12 protein-coding genes are annotated in these 16798 nt (G+C 57.4%); 7 read left to right on the plus strand and 5 right to left on the minus strand.

Going from position 1 to position 16798, the window contains the following annotated elements; translation table 11 throughout:
• On the minus strand, positions 1-205 hold a 205-nt coding region (locus ACP7DD_RS23395), incomplete at its 3' end, for a transposase (RefSeq protein WP_426177373.1).
• 665 nt (positions 206-870) lie between these two features.
• On the opposite strand from ACP7DD_RS23395, the gene ACP7DD_RS23400 reads away from it, so the two are divergent.
• From ACP7DD_RS23400 to ACP7DD_RS23410, 3 genes are all read left to right on the plus strand, one after another.
• Positions 871-2400 (plus strand): tyrosine-type recombinase/integrase, encoded by a 1530-nt coding sequence (locus ACP7DD_RS23400; RefSeq protein WP_426177375.1) that lies wholly within the window; start codon positions 871-873, stop codon positions 2398-2400.
• A gap of 160 nt (positions 2401-2560) precedes the next feature.
• A complete protein-coding gene (locus tag ACP7DD_RS23405; RefSeq protein ID WP_426177377.1) occupies positions 2561-3100 on the plus strand; it encodes a helix-turn-helix transcriptional regulator in 540 nt (179 codons plus the stop codon).
• Positions 3101-3113: 13 nt separating this feature from the next.
• The gene (locus tag ACP7DD_RS23410) at positions 3114-5645 is read left to right on the plus strand and encodes a DUF3987 domain-containing protein (protein ID WP_426177379.1); all 2532 of its coding nucleotides are present in this window, start codon (positions 3114-3116) and stop codon (positions 5643-5645) included.
• 901 nt (positions 5646-6546) lie between these two features.
• On the opposite strand, the gene ACP7DD_RS23415 is transcribed toward ACP7DD_RS23410, so the two are convergent.
• From ACP7DD_RS23415 to ACP7DD_RS23430, 4 genes are all read right to left on the minus strand, one after another.
• Complete coding sequence (locus ACP7DD_RS23415; RefSeq protein WP_426177381.1) at positions 6547-7194, minus strand: hypothetical protein; 648 nt, start codon at positions 7192-7194, stop codon at positions 6547-6549.
• A 400-nt stretch (positions 7195-7594) separates the two neighbouring features.
• Positions 7595-8566, minus strand: coding sequence for an ExeA family protein (locus ACP7DD_RS23420; RefSeq protein ID WP_426177382.1), 972 nt, complete (start codon positions 8564-8566; stop codon positions 7595-7597).
• Positions 8556-10190: an IS481 family transposase gene (locus ACP7DD_RS23425; protein WP_426177409.1), complete on the minus strand. Its 1635-nt coding sequence runs from the start codon at positions 10188-10190 to the stop codon at positions 8556-8558. The genes ACP7DD_RS23420 and ACP7DD_RS23425 overlap by 11 nt, the downstream gene beginning before the upstream one ends.
• A 4-nt stretch (positions 10191-10194) precedes the next feature.
• Complete coding sequence (locus tag ACP7DD_RS23430; protein WP_426177384.1) at positions 10195-10755, minus strand: recombinase family protein; 561 nt, start codon at positions 10753-10755, stop codon at positions 10195-10197.
• Between the two features lie 234 nt (positions 10756-10989).
• Here ACP7DD_RS23430 and ACP7DD_RS23435 point away from each other — a divergent pair, with 234 nt between their 5' ends.
• From ACP7DD_RS23435 to istB, 4 genes are all read left to right on the plus strand, one after another.
• A complete protein-coding gene (locus ACP7DD_RS23435; protein WP_426177386.1) occupies positions 10990-13899 on the plus strand; it encodes an ATP-binding protein in 2910 nt (969 codons plus the stop codon).
• Between the two features lie 205 nt (positions 13900-14104).
• Positions 14105-14401, plus strand: coding sequence for a hypothetical protein (locus tag ACP7DD_RS23440; RefSeq protein ID WP_426177387.1), 297 nt, complete (start codon positions 14105-14107; stop codon positions 14399-14401).
• 502 nt (positions 14402-14903) lie between these two features.
• The gene (gene istA / locus ACP7DD_RS23445; protein WP_426177389.1) at positions 14904-15983 is read left to right on the plus strand and encodes an IS21 family transposase; all 1080 of its coding nucleotides are present in this window, start codon (positions 14904-14906) and stop codon (positions 15981-15983) included.
• Complete coding sequence (istB, locus tag ACP7DD_RS23450; RefSeq protein ID WP_426177391.1) at positions 15980-16765, plus strand: IS21-like element helper ATPase IstB; 786 nt, start codon at positions 15980-15982, stop codon at positions 16763-16765. The genes istA and istB overlap by 4 nt, the downstream gene beginning before the upstream one ends.
• Positions 16766-16798 lie beyond the last annotated feature (33 nt).

A 16798-nucleotide genomic window follows, 5' to 3' on the forward strand; every position in this document is an offset into this window, starting at 1 on the left:
CCGACAGCGGCGCTGCATCTGGCGCGGCCGGCACGTCCGGGGCCAATTGGTAAGCCACTACCCATTTGCGCAGCAGGTTGGCATTGACGCCGTGCTTGAGCGCCATGCCCGCTAGCGAGACGCCCGGCTGCAGGCAAGCCCTGGCTAAGGACCGCTTCGATTCCGCTTCGTAGCGGCGCCGGCCATCACGCCCAGTGCCCGTCACTACCAGCCGAAACTGAGTCAGTTCGTATCTCTTGCATAGGTGTCCACCTCCATAAGTGGACGCCTATGCTCCGCTCCTTTGAATCGCTGCGCTAGGTGCGGAGAAATTCACGCTTACCATTGTTAATGCGTGACGCAAGGAATACCGCCTCCCGAGCGCCAGAAGCGCTCACTCGCTTTCCCTTATCGAATTACGACGATTTCGACACCGCTTGTCGTAACGGTCTTGCACAAGTAATGGCCCGTTTCGATATCGGTCTTGGCTCCCGCGACTAGGCCGGCGCCTGCCAGCTGCGACATTCCGCCCCGCCCGTCGCGCCGGCCGAGCTTTTCGCTCGATGACGCACGTCAAGCGCGAAGATACTCCAAATCTGCGGGAGTCAGTGTGAGGGTCAAACGCGTTAGCTCATGAAAAAGGTCAGCACTGAGTCTGGCTAAGTCATTGATTCTGTTGGTCGGGACGGAGTGATTCGAACACTCGACCCCTTGCACCCCATGCAATTAATTCCACGTCCAAAACAGTTCGATACGATCCGATAAAATCCGACAAACCATATAAATATCAATAGCTTACCTCTAAACCTCGTCCGACAGCGTCCAGCATGATAGACTACAATCCATCGAAATTTTCTTACTAATTTCTTACCACGGATCGTCGGTGACACAATGGCAGCGCAGAAGCTCACAGCAACGAAGATTGATCGGCACAAGCCGACTAAGAATGATGAAATCCTAGCGGACGGAAATGGGCTTTACGTTCGCTTCCGTCGTGGAGTGACAGGGACGATATCCCGGACTTGGATGTGCACATTTAAGGTCGGCACGAAGTCTGTTTACATTATTTTAGGGGAGCACGATAGCGCGCTATCAGACATCGCTCTCACAATTTACCGACTGACGGCCGGGACTCGCCTGACGCTAGAAATCGCTCGCCGCATGGCGCTTGAAGTTTCCGACTGGCGTAAAAGGGGACTAGATCCCAAGCAGCACTTGCAGCAGCAAGCACACAAAATTTCGTCAGACGCAGGAGAACAGTCGAAGGCCGACGCGGCACTGCAAAAGCAGCAACAAGCCGAGTCATTGACCGTCAAAAATCTCTTCGACGCGTGGATCGCTGATGGCGTGCGGCGCAAGGATGGTAACGCCGAGCTCAAGCGGTCATTTGCGGTGAACATCTTACCCAGCATCGGAATGATCGGGGTGAAAGACGTCACCGAGCATGACCTTCGTGCTGTGCTGCGCAAACTGGTGGACCGTGGCGTGAACAGAACGGCTGTGGTTATGCGAAATAGCTTGACGCAGATGTTTGCCTGGGGACGGAAGCGACAGCCGTGGCGCAAGCTGCTGGTTGATGGTGATCCGATGGAGCTCATTGAGATCGAAAAAATCGTCTCCCCAGAGTACGACATGAATAATCAAAGCGATCGCGTGTTGTCGCCGGCCGAGATAGCTGAGCTTCGCGATGCGTTGCAGCGAGGCGAAGATGAGTTTGCGAACGCCCCGGACAGGCGCGTAGCGGCGCGCCCATTAGAGCGAACAACGCAGCGCGCGATCTGGATCATGCTGTCCACCATGTGTCGGGTTGGCGAGCTCACGGTTGCGCGATGGGATGACGTCGACCTCTGCGCTGGCGAGTGGTTCATCCCGAAGGAGAACGTTAAGGGTGGCTTGGCCGATATGCGAATTTTTCTGTCGCCGTTCGCGCTGGATCAATTTCGCCAGCTTCACAAAGTTACTGGCGAATATGATTGGTGCTTTCCCGACGCAAAAGGATTGGGACATCTCGGCACCAAATCGTTCACGAAGCAGATCGGCGATCGACAGGCAAGATTCAAGAAGGGAAAGGCCGGAGAGCCCCGTTCACCGATGAAAAATCGCCGAAGCGACAACACGCTGGTGCTTGGCGCCGGGAAAAACGGCCCCTGGACGCCTCACGATCTGCGCCGCACTGGGGCAACGATGATGCAGGCGCTTGGGGTCCCGCTGGAGACCATCGACCGCTGCCAGAATCATGTTCTCGCCGGCAGCAAGGTGCGCCGCCACTATCTGCATCACGATTACGTCGTCGAAAAGCGCATGGCTTGGGAGCAGCTGGGCGAAACACTAATCCGCATCCTGGGTGTTAGCGTTCGGTCGAAGGCCCCAGCGTCCGCGATCACGAGACTTGCCGAGAATAGCGGCTCTTTAGATCCTTGACGAACGCCACGCTGAGCAGCAACAAAAAAATTCACTTAACAAAAAGTGCATAAAAGAAGTCATCAAGGGTTCGATTTAAACATAGAATGCGTTCGCCGACGCTACCGGACGCTCACCGGCGACCTTGGATCTTCTCAACATTTACGCACGGAATAAAAAAATGGAACAGTCGTCACAAAAACGTAATAAAGTGCTCTTGATAGGTAACATGCGCGACTACGTGCACTACGCACCGCAGGTAAGTAAGTCTACAATTAAAGAAACCTTCGCCGGACTCCCTAGACTTGCCGTAGAACCGACGCACGGAAGCTATCCGACACCATCACCAGACTCTGCAGTGCAATCGACGGGCTCGGCGGGCGCCCCTGCCGTTGCCGCCGCCGAAGCCGCCGACGACGGGGATGGCGATGGCGATGGCGACCCCGACAGTGATCGAGCAAACCGCGCTCACAAAACTTTTCGCAATACTGCCAAAACTCAAACAGCGCCCGTATCACGGCTGCGCAATGCTGTGGACCGCATCATACGGATGCCCGAACTTAAATCCCGCATCGGGTTGTCCCGCAGCACAATCTACGAAGCAATAAAAAAGAAAGAGTTTCCGTCGAGCGTATCGCTTGGACCTCGGGCCGTTGGCTGGCTTGAATCCGATATTGATAGCTGGCTGGACAGTCGCATCAGCTCCCGCAACGAATCGTAAAGGGGGCGTGATCATGACCACACAACAAGGCACCGGGCAAACGGTAGCTTCGGCCCAGGGACGTCCATACCTCCTATCGAACACATCAAGCATCACGTCACCTGATGTCAAATTCACTAGCTCTTCGTTTGGCACTCACATTGACCAATTCAGGTCTGCAATCGGTGCTTGCGGCCTGTCAGCACCGGACAATATTACCGACGATGGTACCTTGCGGCGGTTTAGCACGAACGGCAAGCCCCGGGACACGTCTGGCTGGTACATTTTGCACGGTGATGCGATCCCCTCAGGCGCATTCGGATGCTGGCGCAGCGGCCTGCAGTCAACTTGGAGTGCTGAGCGTGCAACCGAGCTGACAGCCAACGAGTGCCAGGAAATGCGCGTGCGTACCAATGCGATGATGCGCCAGCGCGACGAGGAACAAGCCCAGTTGCAGACAGCAGCGAGAATGACCGCTGCGGCTCGGCTGACGCATTCGACGCCAGCTGTCGACCATCCATATCTGACGACAAAGGGCATCTTGGCGCACGGGGTCAAGCTGCAAGGGGAAGCCTTGTTAATTCCCCTGTACGACACCGAACGCACACTGCACAGCCTCCAATCAATCAAGCCAGATGGCAGCAAGCGATTTCTGACTGGCGGGCGCGTCACGGGCTGTTACTTCGGGATCGGGACTCCTAAAGGTCTCGTGATCGTCTGCGAAGGATTTGCAACCGGCGCGAGCCTCTACGAATGTACCGGCCACGCCGTTGCTGTGGCTTTCAACGCTGGCAACCTCGACGCTGTTGCAATCGAACTACGTAAAAAATATCCAACTCTTCCCATCGTGATTGCTGCAGATGATGATCATCTGACTGCTGGCAATCCGGGACTGACGAAGGCGACAGTAGCAGCGCGAGCGGTGCAGGGCTCGATCGCGGTTCCTGTGTTCGCCACAAATCGAAACGACGGGGCAACGGACTTCAACGATATGCATCGATCGGTCGGCGCCGAAGCTGTTAGGCTAGCGATCGCACGAGCAAGCGTGCCCGATAACACTTTGGCGCAGCTCGACCGTGCGGCCGAAATAGCTGCCCAAAACTGGCCCGAACCTACGCCCCTACCGAATGCGCTCCCTCCGGTGCAGCCATTCGACCCGGACCTGATGCCGCTAGCGCTGCGTGCATGGGTAATGGACATTGCGCACCGGATGCAGTGCCCGCCGGATTTCGCCGCCGTTGGCGCCGTTGTGGGGGTGTCTAGCTTGATCGGCGCCCGCGCTGTCATCCAGCCGAAGGAGCACGACGAATGGCAGGTGGTGTCGAACTTGTGGGGTTTGTTAGTAGGGAGACCCGGCGTTATGAAAAGCCCTGCGCTCGGGGAGGTGCTTAAGCCGATATCCCATCTGCAACGAACTGAGGTTGAACAGTGGAAAACGGCGCATGATGCGTGGTTCCTCGACGCGAAGCTGGCGGAACTGCAAACTGCCGATAACGAGAAGAAGGCCAAAGGTCTCGCGAGCAAGGACCCGGCGGCTGCGCGAGCCCTATTAGAACCATTGGGTACCCCAAGCGAACCCGAGGCGCGGCGGTACATCGTCAATGATGCCACGGTAGAAAAACTCGGAGAACTGCTGCAAGTAAATCCTTGGGGCGTTCTCGTGTATCGCGATGAAATTTATGGTCTGCTGACTAGCATGGACAAGCAAGGCCAGGAAGGCGCACGATCTTTCTACCTGCAATCATACGATGGTAATCAGGGCTATACGTTTGACCGGATCGGGCGGGGCACTGTGCATATTCCCCGCGTGTGCCTCGCGATGATCGGGGGAATTCAACCGGGCCGCCTGCAGGAGTACGTACGAGGCGCGGTATCCGGCGGCGCTGCCGACGACGGCCTGCTGCAGCGCTTTGGGTTGACCATCTGGCCAGACACCCATGGTGTGTTTCAACACGTCGATCAGCACCCCGATACAAATGCCAAGGAAGCTGCTTACGCTGTGTTTGAACGCATCTCGGCGATCCAGCCCGCGAGCGAAACAGAACCGAACGTTTGGAAGTTCGACGCCGCCGCACAAGCTTTGTACGTCGAATGGCGCAAGGAATCAGAACAGGAGCTGAAAAGCGGCAACTTGCACCCAGCGCTGGAATCGCACTTTTCAAAATTTCGTAAGCTGATTCCCGCGTTAGCGCTGATTTTCGCTGTTGTCGATACGCCAGATAATGGCTACGTAGTCGGTAAGGCCGAACTGATGCGGGCGTTCGCGTGGGGTGATTATCTGCGCAGCCACGCTGTACGCGTGTATTCGGCAGCGACAACGCCAGAGGTAACCGGGGCGGCATCTTTGCTCAAGAAAATAATGGGCGGCAGCCTGGGCGCCGAGTTTACGCCACGTTTCGTAGCTCAGAAAGGTTGGGCTGGTCTGAACACGCCGGACCTCGTGCGAAAGGCCGCCGACGTGCTTGAGACCTTCGATTGGTTGCGCTACGAAGTACAAAAGACAGCAGGCCGGCCAAGCGAACGCTACGTCGTGAACCCATTGGCACTTACTGGCGGCGCGGCATGAACTGGCTCTCACGCCTCAAGGAATTGGAAGCGGCCCCAGCTGCAATGCCTACGGAACCTACGAAAGCGCCTTTTGTAGCTTTTGTAGGTCCGGTCCCACCCTCTTTTCAAATAATTGAGCGGTGCGCCGAGAGACTAGGCAGCAGGTTGCTCACGCCCACCAACGGAGAAGGGGCAGCAGCGTTCGCGCCCATGTCGACTGTCGAAAGCGAATTGATCAGCAAATGGTTGCAATTCATAGGCGAAGCAGACTCGACCGTCATAGTAAGCGTTCTTATCGAATGCGAGCGAGACGCAAAGGTGCGCTCCTGGTTCATCGGTCAGATTCCCTACTTTGGGCTCTCGGCATCACTGGATGCGCAGGCGGCCCGGCAAGCGCTGTTCATCAATCGAGGCTTGTGTGTCGACGAGGCAAAGGACATGACGGATCTACTGGCGTTGCGGGATAACCGGCGAGATGAGCGACACGCGTGCATCGAGTGCATACATCTGTCGGGAACGCGTACAGAGAGACGGTGCGGCAATTGGCACGCCGTCGGCTTACAAGGATCAGCTATTCCCGCCGAGAATTCCTCGACCCTAAGGAGGTGCAGAGGTTACGAAGCGGGAATTGAGAGCAGAATACTCGGAAGCCCAGGAGGGGCCATAATGTAGAAGATGACATTTGGAAGGGGACTCTTGCGTCTGCGGGGACCTTTCCCCCGGCGGAAAGGGGCATGCAATAAGTGCCCCGTCCTTACGTCGCCGGTCCTGAGTTCGCATAAATACGGTGAAAGTGACCAACCGTTTCGTTCGCGCAGGTTAGTGGTTAGCGATTCAGTTAGTGCGAAAACCAAGGATTCAAAAGCGGCTGTAATCGAATGTGATGAACTCGCCCACCGCTCTCTGCAGTCAGGGATTTGTCACAGAGGCCCCTGACGGGCACGGTATCCAATGTTGAAATAGGCAGGCACCGGCGGCAGCAGTCTTTCGAGAATATTTTCGGTCTCGGCATGCCAACCCTCTAGTGCGTCCCAACCGACCGGCGCGCCGGCCCACCAATCTAAAGCGACATTGGTAGCAAATCCACTCCGCTCGATGCCGCGCATCTCTCCATCACATCCCATCTGTCTCGGAGCAAACGCGGGGAACGAGATCGCCGCTAAGTCACCTACAAGCGCGTCAAATATTGCAGTGGGCATTTGAACCTCTGCTGTGTCAATAATATTTGGATACGCGGATGTCTTGCCGTCCAACGCCGGCGCCCAAATGACGCGGCGCAGCCGACGAACGCCATTCATAGATACTACTGCCCACACTAACGTAGCGTTTGAAACTGTTGTCCGCCAAAGGCGAAGAGCGAGCGCGGCCTTGGGCCAACTTGCAGGGCGGTACTCTAGGTCCGGCGCATCGACGATAGCGGGAACTGGGTGCGATTTACGAATGTGCATGACATTCCTTTGATTTTGTTTTTTGATCACATGCTTCGGCGTCGTCACGCCAATGCCCAAAACGAGTGTCGCCTGACGTGCCTCTACAGTACCGTAGTAAGCTGCATTAGTATGGCTCATGTATTACGCATTCGCCAAGGTATGAAAACTGCCTATGAGAACCCGGACGCCCGCCAAATTCACCTTTGAACACAAGTCGGCAACGCCGTGTCCGGCAACCCCCGCTCACCCGCCGGCAGAGAATTCCATTCCTACATGCGCGGCTCAAGCGCTTGTCCGCGCCGCTGCGGCGCTGCAGGAGATCTTAGCTTATATTGCGGAATTGGAGACAAGATTACAGGCACTAGATGTAGCGGCTCGCGTTTGAAACCGCCCGTACTCGCATTCGACACCGGTTTCGGCTCGAATTAACTGCAAATGACGGTGGGCACATGCTCACACTATCTGCAAACGAGTTTGCAATCGATGGCGCCGGCTCGCATTCCACCGCCGTCGGCTCACGCTAACTGCAAATGATGGCTCATATCGGCAAGCCCGCTGCCAGCATGCGCTCGCGGATCTCGGCCGTGCGCTTCGGTTCTAGCTGGTTGCTGAACATTGCACGGATCTCCGCTGCCTTAGCGTCGAACTGTTCGGTCATATCCTTGAGCCGGTAGCCGTGCCGCGCCAGTGTCGGCTCCAGGTCGTCGAGCTGGCGCGACAGCACCGTCTCCACCAATTCCGCCGTGACCGGTTTTTCGCCCGTCTGATAGCCCGCTTCGAGGGCCAACGTCAGGTGCAACTGAACCTGCAGCGGTGTGCGCAGCTTGGTGGCCAGCATGTCGATCGCCTGGGCCGTCAGGATATCCGCTGGCTCGGCCTGATTGCCGGTGCTGACGCCAAGCAGCCAGTGGATGTAGTCGCGCTGGCTTCCGGCGATGCCATCCAAATTGAAGATGTCGGTGCGGTAGCCGATTTCCTCCATCGTCGGCCGACGCAGGTCGTTACGTAGTTTGGGATGTCCGGCCAGGATCACCGACAACCGTCCGCCGACATCTTCCACGACCTCCATCAAGCGCTTAAGGCCGATGAGCGTATGGCCGTTCAGGTCGTGCGCCTCGTCGATGAATAGCGCGACAGGGCGTTTCCCCTTTTTCACCAGCTCCTGCAGCTCGCGGTCGCGCCGTTCGCCCTGCTTGGGGATCTGCACCTGCTTGTCCTGCGATAGATCGTAATAGAGCGCTGAAATCAGTGTGGCGAGTTTGATGCTGTGCTTCTCCACCGAAACCGACTTGGCGACGAACACGCGGTTTTCCTCCTTCAGGATCTGCTGAAGGCGGCGCAGTGTGACGGTCTTGCCACTGCCCACGACGCCGCAGACGGCGATCAGACGCCCCTGCATGACCGCTCCCTTGATGTCCTTGATGAGCTGCTGGTGATGCTCGGTCTCGTAATAGCCGGCTTGACTGAGCGCCTGCGTCAGCCCGTAGTACTGCATTACTTCAACCCGCATGGTGCCCCCCTGATTGTTTATTTCGGAAATAGACCCGCACGCGTGCCAGCACGACGCTGCGGTTGAGTGTTTCGGCCAGCACCTGGTCTATGAAGATGCGGTCCTCCGGCGCGAGCTTGGCTAGTGGTCGCACCAAGTCGTCGGCGATAGCCAGCTTGGCGGCGATGGCACCGGCGAAGTGGTAGGCGTGCGCCTCGGCGTCGAACGGTTGGTGCGGCAGCGACATGGCAGCGACCGGCAGCGCAAGGTGCATATCGCTTCCGGCCAAAGCGCTGATCGGCAAATGGAGCTGGTCGGCGAGCGCGCGGATACGGTCGGCGCGCTCGTCCGCTTTGCCGCGTTTGAACGCGCGGTAGCGATGCAGCGGGACCGGCCCGGACACCGGGCGGTAGGGTCCGAATTTCTCAGCGTCGAACTCGACGTACATTTCGTCGTCGAACAGGCCCCACAGCAGGACGACGGTCTCGCCGGCCATGTCCGGCTCCACTTGGTAGGCAGTGCCGCCGATGGAAATGCGCGCGTCGATGCCGACCTTGCGGCTTTCGGCTTCGCGCGCGAACCGGCAGTACTGCTCCCACGCGCACATATCGCGCACGCCCTCGGCTGGCAAGTTGGCCAGCCAATCGGCCAGACGGGAGTGTTTCTCAGAACGATGGCTCTGGTCGTTGTAGCGTAGTAGGTAACGCATCAGCCACTCGTTGGCCTGGCGTTCCGTCTCCGGCTTGTGAAAATGGTAAAGCGTTTCATGCGCCTCCTTCACTGTCCTGAACGGGCGCTCAACCTTTCCTTTTGAACGCGCCGTCGTACGTGTTCCGTCCTTGCCGACTGGGATGTGTGTCAGCCACTCGATATCGAGGGCCAGCATGACGTTTTGAAACACCCTGCTCTTGGCTACCGGCCCATTGTCCAGATAGATCATCTTCGGTCGGCCTTGGAACGGAAACGTGGGATCGGCCTTGACGGCCATGGCGTTGAACAGGAAGCGCAGCGCGGACTCCGCATCCTCGCCATACACGCACTGGTACTCCTGGTAGCCGACGCCGCTGCGGTCGTCCACCACGCTGAACAGCATCAAGGTCGGCACACCCTTTGAAGGATCAATCCAATCTGGCTTGTCGATTTGCTTGAGGTCGGACGGCGACATATCGAATTGCCAGCAGTCGTTGCTATGCTCTGCCTGGAAGCGCACGGCCGGTGGTTCGCGCAACAAGTGGGGCTGGTCCAGCCGCAGCAATGAGAGGTAACGATTGACGGTCGGGCGCCGCAGCAGACCTTTGGGCGCCTTGATCAAGCCCTGCACTGTCTCCACCCCATGGTCTTCCATCAACTCGATCGCACGCCCGGTGGAAAGGTGGCGGCCGGCCTTGTTGGTGGTGCGCAGTTTCAGCGCCGCGATCAGCTCGCAATATCGCTCCAACTCCGCTTGCGGCAACATCCTCGGCTTGCCATAGTCGGCGCGATGCGCAGAGTGCGGTTTCTGAAACGCTTGAAGTGCTCTATAGACGGTTGTCGCGGAGACGCCGTAAAGGCTGGCCACGGCGGAGATTTGGGTGACACGCTCTGAACTCTTTCGCGGCAAACGGTCCAGCCGCTGCCGCAACTGCAGCAGCGAATCTACAGGAATTGTCTTATGTCGGTTGCTCATTGCGGGCTAGCGCGCGGTAGACCGAGGCGCGACCGACACCGAGCCGCCGTGCAATCTCTGTCGCGCCCAGCTTCTCCTCGACACGTAGGCGCAGGACCTCGGCGGAGTCAACCGACGGTTTTCGCCCATGGTAGGCACCCCGCGTTTTTGCTGCGGCAATGCCTTCGAGTTGGCGCTCGCGCCGGAGGTTAGTTTCGAATTCAGCGAACACGCCCAGCATGTCCAGGAAAGCCTTTCCCGCCGCGCTACGAGTATCGATGGGCTGTTCCGTTGCCTTTAAGGTAATGCCGCGTTCTTTCAACGTGTGCACGATATCTTGAAGGTCTTTGATGCTGCGCGCCAGGCGATCAATCCTCGTCACGACCAGCGTATCGCCACGCCTCAGAAAATTAAGTAGCGTCTCCAGCTCAGTGCGGCCGACGCGGCTGGTGCCGCTCGCCTTCTCGGATCGGATAATTTCACAGCCGGCCGCGCGCAGCGCCTGCTCTTGCAGCGCGAAATCCTGGTCGCTGCTGGAAACGCGGGCATATCCGTAAAGTGCCATGGTCGGGTTTGTCTCGTTAGGCTTTTAGACCCTTCAAAGGTAGCATCTCGGAAACGGAAAAACAACCCTATTGAGACAAAATATTCGTCTCACCGAAATGGCCCGTTTGGGTGTACCTGTAAGATACAATCGTCTGCGTGCAACTTTCGCTTTCGGCCACAGCAGACATTCAATTGAATGGTGGGTAAGTGGGAACGAGCTACCGTATATTTTCTTACTCTTAAAAATCCGTTCATGACAAACAACGATCCGTCCACCTTCATACGCGGCACCAGTGAAATGGAAAATCTTACTCGCCGTATGGATTGGAACGTCACCGACCTGGGTCCGCCGCAACGCTGGCCAACTGAGCTCAAGATAGCTGTCGAGCAGGTATTTAGTTGTTCGCTTCCAATGTTCGTCGCTTGGGGAGCAAAACTTGAGATTGTCTACAATGATGCCTTTATAGGGCTCCTAGGCACCAAGCACCCTAAGGCAATGGCGCAGCCACACCTCGAAATCTGGGCTGAAGCGCGAGAAAGCATCGAACCTTACGTGAAGCGGGCGTTAGCTGGCGAGTCCTTGCTGATCAAAGATATGTCCTTCGATATCTTGCGCGGCGGTGGACTTGAGCAAGTTTGGGTCACTTTTTTCTACAGCCCCCTGTGCAGAAGCGACGGCAACATTGTCGGCATTCAGTGCGTATGCGTCGAGACCACGGACAAGGCCAATGCCATTACCAAGCACCGCGAGAGTGAACAACGCCTACAGATTTTGCTCGACGCGTCGAGCAGCATTGGCACCTGGTCAGTGGAGCTGGAAACCAACGTTACTTATCTTGATGCGCAGTTCGCCAGGTTGTTTCAGGACGATGCCATGGCAGCCGAAGGTGGCACGAACTTGGAGCAGCTAATCAACTTGATCCATCCCGAGGATCGCCAACGCGTGGTGGATGCGGTGACCTGGGCAATCGAGAACCGAACGCCCTACGATGCTGAATACCGTATTCCTCAGAAGTCGGGACAAGACATCTGGATAAACGCACGCGGCAAAATATACGGCTCGCCGTACTTCGACAAGGAGCGGTTTGCAGGCATTGCAGTCGATATCACTCGCAAGAAGGAGACTGAGCTTGCGCTTGCGCGCGAGATCAAGGAGCTGGAAGCGGCCAAATCCAGACAGGCGTTTCAGGTCCAGATCGCTGACCGCATCCGTCCGTTGGCAAACCCCGAAGAAGTCGTTGCCGTGGCAAGCCACCAACTCGGTACATACCTTGGTGTGGCGCGGGTGGTCTATGCTGAAGCCGATGATTCAGGCAAAACCGTCCGCATGAATGCTGATTGGACCAACGGCGAGTTACCGTCGATGGCTGGAGTGGTTTTGCACTTGGATGATTTTGGTCTTTTTGTACGTCAAGATATTCTTGCCGGGAAAACCTTGGTCATCGATGATGTCACCAGCGATGACCGATCCGCCGCCTATGCAGATGCCTATGCCGCCAATGGCGTGTGCTCTTTCGTGGCGATCCCGCTAATAAAAGCGGGGCGGCTGCGTGCCATTCTGAACCTGCATGATTCACGACCCCATTACTGGACCGAACATGAAATTGCTTTGGCCCAAGACATGCTTGATCGGACTTGGTCTGCCATGGAAAGCGCCCGTGCTCAAACCGACCTGCGGTCTCAGCGGGATCACAGCCAGTACATCTTCGATACGATGAATGAAGGTTTTGTGATGATCGATCGCGATTGGACCGTACGGTACATAAACGCGGAGGGCCTTCGGCTGAGCGATCGGGTCGGGCAGCAAGTCGTCGGCAGCAACCATTGGGAGATGTGGTCTGAGCTGGTAGGGTCCGAGGTAGAGAACCTTTATCGGCGGGTGATGCAAACGCAATTACCCGAAACCATGGAGGTCCAATATGCACATTTGGATGGCACGGTCTTCTGCCTGGAACTTAGAGTATATCCGTCCATGGAAGACGGAATTGCTCTCTTTTGCCGTGATATCACTAGTCGCAAGGTGGCAGAGGAAAAGCTAACGGATGCCGACCGACGCAAGGATGACTTCCTGGCCATGCTGGCGCATGAACTGCGCAATCCGTTGGCACCCATCGGTGCTGCCGCCGAACTGCTGCAATCGGTGAAGCTGGATGAAGAGCAGGTGCGGCAAACCAGCCAGATCATTGGACGGCAAGTGGACCATATGACCGGCTTGGTGAACGACTTGCTCGATATGTCGCGGGTCACGCGTGGCTTGGTCGAGCTTGACACCGCGCCGCTAAACATCGGCGACATCATCACCGACGCCATCGAGCAGGCCATGCCCTTGATCGAGTCAAGACGGCACTACATCGGCACGCAGCTGACAGACGATGCGACCCTGGTCCTGGGCGACAAAAAGCGGCTGGTGCAAGTAATTACGAATCTGCTGAGCAATGCGGCCAAGTACACCCATGAGGGCGGCCATCTCTTGATCCGAACCAAGGTGCGCGATGCCCACGTACACATTGAGATTAGTGACGACGGCATGGGTATGGCCCCTGACTTGGTCGCGCGCGCATTCGATCTGTTCGCCCAGGCCGAGCGCACTTCAGACCGTTCTTCTGGTGGGCTGGGCTTGGGACTGGCGTTGGTCAAAAGCTTGGTGGAGCTGCATGGCGGCACTGTGACGTGCAAGAGCGCAGGATTGGGCAATGGCAGCACATTTAGCGTCTGCCTGCCGCGCCTGCTTGCCGATGAAGGATCAAAGGTAGCACAAGACCCCGACTTAGCTTTGCAGAAAAGTACCAAGGCGCTGCGCATCATGATCGTGGACGACAACATCGATGCCGCAGTCATGCTGGCCATGCTACTGGAGGCATCAGGACACGAGGTACTAGTCGAGCATAGCGCACGTCGGGCGTTAGAACGGGCCAAAGCTGAGCTGCCGCTAGTGTTCCTACTTGATATCGGCTTGCCTGAAATGGATGGCAATAAACTGGCACGGCGACTCCGTTCTCAACCTGAGAATGCCAAAGCTACTTTGATAGCAATAACGGGATATGGCCAGGAAAATGATCACAAGAATTCTTTGGCCGCAGGATTCGACTATCATTTTGTAAAACCGGTAGATATAAAAAAGCTTTTTGCCATTCTTGTGCAAATCGAATCAAAGCATTTCTAGCTAAATAGCTTAGTCGTCCTGCCAGCGTCCGCTATGGGTCGGAAACAGCCTGTTAACGCGTGGGTTTCATTTGCAGTCAGCGCGAGCATGCGGCCGTCAAATGCGAGCTGGCGCGGCCGATTGCAAGCACGTTTGCAGATAGCGTGAGCACGGCCATACCGTCATTTGCGGTTAATTCGAGCAGGAAAACGCGTCGAATGCGAGCATGGCCGTTTTCAAACGCGAGCCGCTACAACTAGAGACCGCGATACACATTCGCGATTTACCACTCCCTATTGCCCGCCAATCGATGCCGCCTGATTCGCCCGCGTCAATTTTGATCGATGCCGAAAACCGGAGCCACGTTGACACGTCCCAAGCCGCCGAGTGGCTCAACCGTAAACCACAAACACTGCGTGCTTGGGCCTGCCATGAAAATGGACCATTGCGCCCGATTCGGATAAACGGACGGCTTGGATGGGCGGTGGCGGATATTCGGCGGCTGCTGGCAAGTGCGAGCTAGGCGCGCATAGAATCGCCCCCAGTGGCCCGGCGCTTTTGATCTCTCTCGTTGGATCGTGTACCAGAGGGGCGATAAGGTGACTGACAATTCTCAGCTTTGTTCCCACGGCCTCAGGCAAGTCGCCACTCGCCGCGCTTTGACACGTCGGCTTCCTGAACAACCTTTGTCTCGCGCAAACGAGTGCATGCCCACCGCATGTCGTACTGCCAGGTGTAGAAAAGGTCCCCCGAAGCTTGAAGGTCCTTTGCATGATTCTGCCAAATGTGCCTTGCTACGGCAACTATGTTTGAGGAGCCCCCGTTCGCATCAATTGCCTGTACAACCCAATGTTGTAAATCATTGCGCGTAAACATCTCGGAATCCCGGGTAGTGGTGGATTTGAAAATAGTGCCGCCGGCACCGACGATCTGCATTGGTGTCAGCAGCGGTTGTAAACTGATACACAGCAGCGATTGAAAACTGATACACCGATTTGAGAAGATGGCTGCTTTGCGGAGCAGCCTTGAAACCGAACGAGGTGTATGTGGAAATTCAGTTATTGAGCAAGCATGGGTTGAGTCTGCGACGGATCGCCGCCGAGATGGGCTGTGCAGTGAACACGGTGCGGCGGCACCTGGCGTTGAAGGCGGTGCCGAAATACGAGCGCAAGGTAAAGAGGCCAAGCAAGCTGGCGCCATACGAGGCCTATCTGCGGGAGCGGCAGGTGGCGGCGCAGCCGAACTGGATACCGGCGAGCGTGTTGCACAGTGAGATCGTCGAGCGTGGATACCAGGGCGGCTTGAGTCAGTTGCGCGCGCTCATGCGCTCGCTGCGGCCGACGCTGCCGGTCGAGCCGGTAATACGCTTCGAGACCGAGATGGGCGAGCAGTTGCAGGTCGATTGGGTCGAGTTCCGCAAAGGCAGCGCGCCGCTGCATGCGTTCTGCGCCACGATGGGCTACAGCCGTGCCAGCTATGTCGAGTTCGTCAGCGACATGAAGGTGGCCACGCTGATCGGCTGCCATGAGCGCGCCTTCGCCGCATTCGGCGGCGTGCCGCGCAAGGTCCTGTACGACAACATGAAGACGGTCGTCATCGAGCGCGACGTGTACGGCGAAGGGCTTCACCGCTACCACGCCGGCTTCCTCGACTTCGCCAAGCACAGCGGCTTCCGGATTAAGCTGTGCCAGCCGTATCGAGCCCAGACCAAGGGCAAGGTCGAGCGCTTCAACGGCTATCTGCGCAGGTCGTTTTACGTGCCGCTGGCAAGCCGCCTGGGCCAGAGCGGTTTGCAGCTCGACGTCATCACTGCGAACGTTGAGATAACACGTTGGCTGCGCGAGGTCGCCAACGAGCGGGTGCATGGCACGACGCAGGAGAAACCGGCCGAGCGGATGGCAAAGGAAGTATCACACCTGCAAGCGCTGGCGGCGCCATGGCGGGGTGACATCGCTGCCGCGCGGCCGCAGGCAGCGGCGCCAGAGCCATCGGCGCCACGCCCGGCGATCGTGATCGAGCGCATCGCCAAAGCAGCGCCGGCGCAGCACCCGCTGGCGGTCTATGAACAGCTGCTGATAAACGTCACACAAGGAATGGCGGCATGAACCTGCAACACGAACGTATCACCGAACTGTGCGAGGCGCTCAAGCTGTACTTCGTGGGCCAAAGCTACGGTGCCGCGGCCCAGAAGGCGGCCAAGGACGAGATAGCTTACAGCGATTTCCTGGAGGCCTTGCTGCGCGAGGAAATGGCGGGACGGACCGTACGCAAGCAGACCATGATGACGCGCCTGGCCGGCTTCCCGGCGATTAAGACGCTGGAGCAGTTCAACTATGACTTCGCCAAGGGCGTCAAGCGCAGCCAGATAGAGGAGCTGGCCGGACTGGGCTTCATCGAGCGCAACGAGAACGTGGTACTCGTTGGCCCCAGCGGCGTGGGCAAGACCCACTTGGCAATGGCGTTGGGCTACAAAGCTACGCAGGCCGGCATCAAGACTCGCTTCATGACGGCGTCGGACTTGTTGCTGACACTGACGACGGCGCACGCGCAAAACAGTTTAAAGACGGTGATGCATCGGGCCATCAAGACTTACCGGCTGCTGATCATCGATGAAATTGGCTACCTGCCGATGAACCGCGAGCAGGCCAACCTGTTCTTCCAGGTGATCGCGGCGCTGTATGAAAAAGGCAGCCTGATCGTAACGAGCAACCTGCCGTTCGGCCAATGGGACGCCACGTTTGCGCAGGACACGACGTTGACGGCAGCGCTGCTGGACCGGTTGCTGCACCACGCGCACATCGTGCCGATCGCCGGAGAAAGTTACCGGCTAAAGCACCAGCGCCAAGCCGGTACCATCAAGGGTATCAGCGCAGGCAAGGCTGATTGAACGAGTTATGAAGAGAGTGGAAATCCAGCGAGT

Source organism: Massilia sp. TWR1-2-2 (assembly GCF_049897565.1).
GTDB lineage: Bacteria > Pseudomonadota > Gammaproteobacteria > Burkholderiales > Burkholderiaceae_D > JAFCUW01.

What these genes read in the sequence shown, in the direction of transcription:
- ACP7DD_RS23400 (WP_426177375.1), top strand. Translation starts at nt 871, where the DNA reads ATGGCAGCGCAGAAGCTCACAGCAACGAAGATTGATCGGCACAAGCCG.
- ACP7DD_RS23405 (WP_426177377.1), top strand. Translation starts at nt 2,561, where the DNA reads ATGGAACAGTCGTCACAAAAACGTAATAAAGTGCTCTTGATAGGTAAC.
- ACP7DD_RS23410 (WP_426177379.1), top strand. Translation starts at nt 3,114, where the DNA reads ATGACCACACAACAAGGCACCGGGCAAACGGTAGCTTCGGCCCAGGGA.
- ACP7DD_RS23415 (WP_426177381.1), bottom strand. Translation starts at nt 7,194, where the DNA reads ATGAGCCATACTAATGCAGCTTACTACGGTACTGTAGAGGCACGTCAG.
- ACP7DD_RS23420 (WP_426177382.1), bottom strand. Translation starts at nt 8,566, where the DNA reads ATGCGGGTTGAAGTAATGCAGTACTACGGGCTGACGCAGGCGCTCAGT.
- ACP7DD_RS23430 (WP_426177384.1), bottom strand. Translation starts at nt 10,755, where the DNA reads ATGGCACTTTACGGATATGCCCGCGTTTCCAGCAGCGACCAGGATTTC.
- ACP7DD_RS23435 (WP_426177386.1), top strand. Translation starts at nt 10,990, where the DNA reads ATGACAAACAACGATCCGTCCACCTTCATACGCGGCACCAGTGAAATG.
- ACP7DD_RS23440 (WP_426177387.1), top strand. Translation starts at nt 14,105, where the DNA reads ATGGCCGTTTTCAAACGCGAGCCGCTACAACTAGAGACCGCGATACAC.
- istB (WP_426177391.1), top strand. Translation starts at nt 15,980, where the DNA reads ATGAACCTGCAACACGAACGTATCACCGAACTGTGCGAGGCGCTCAAG.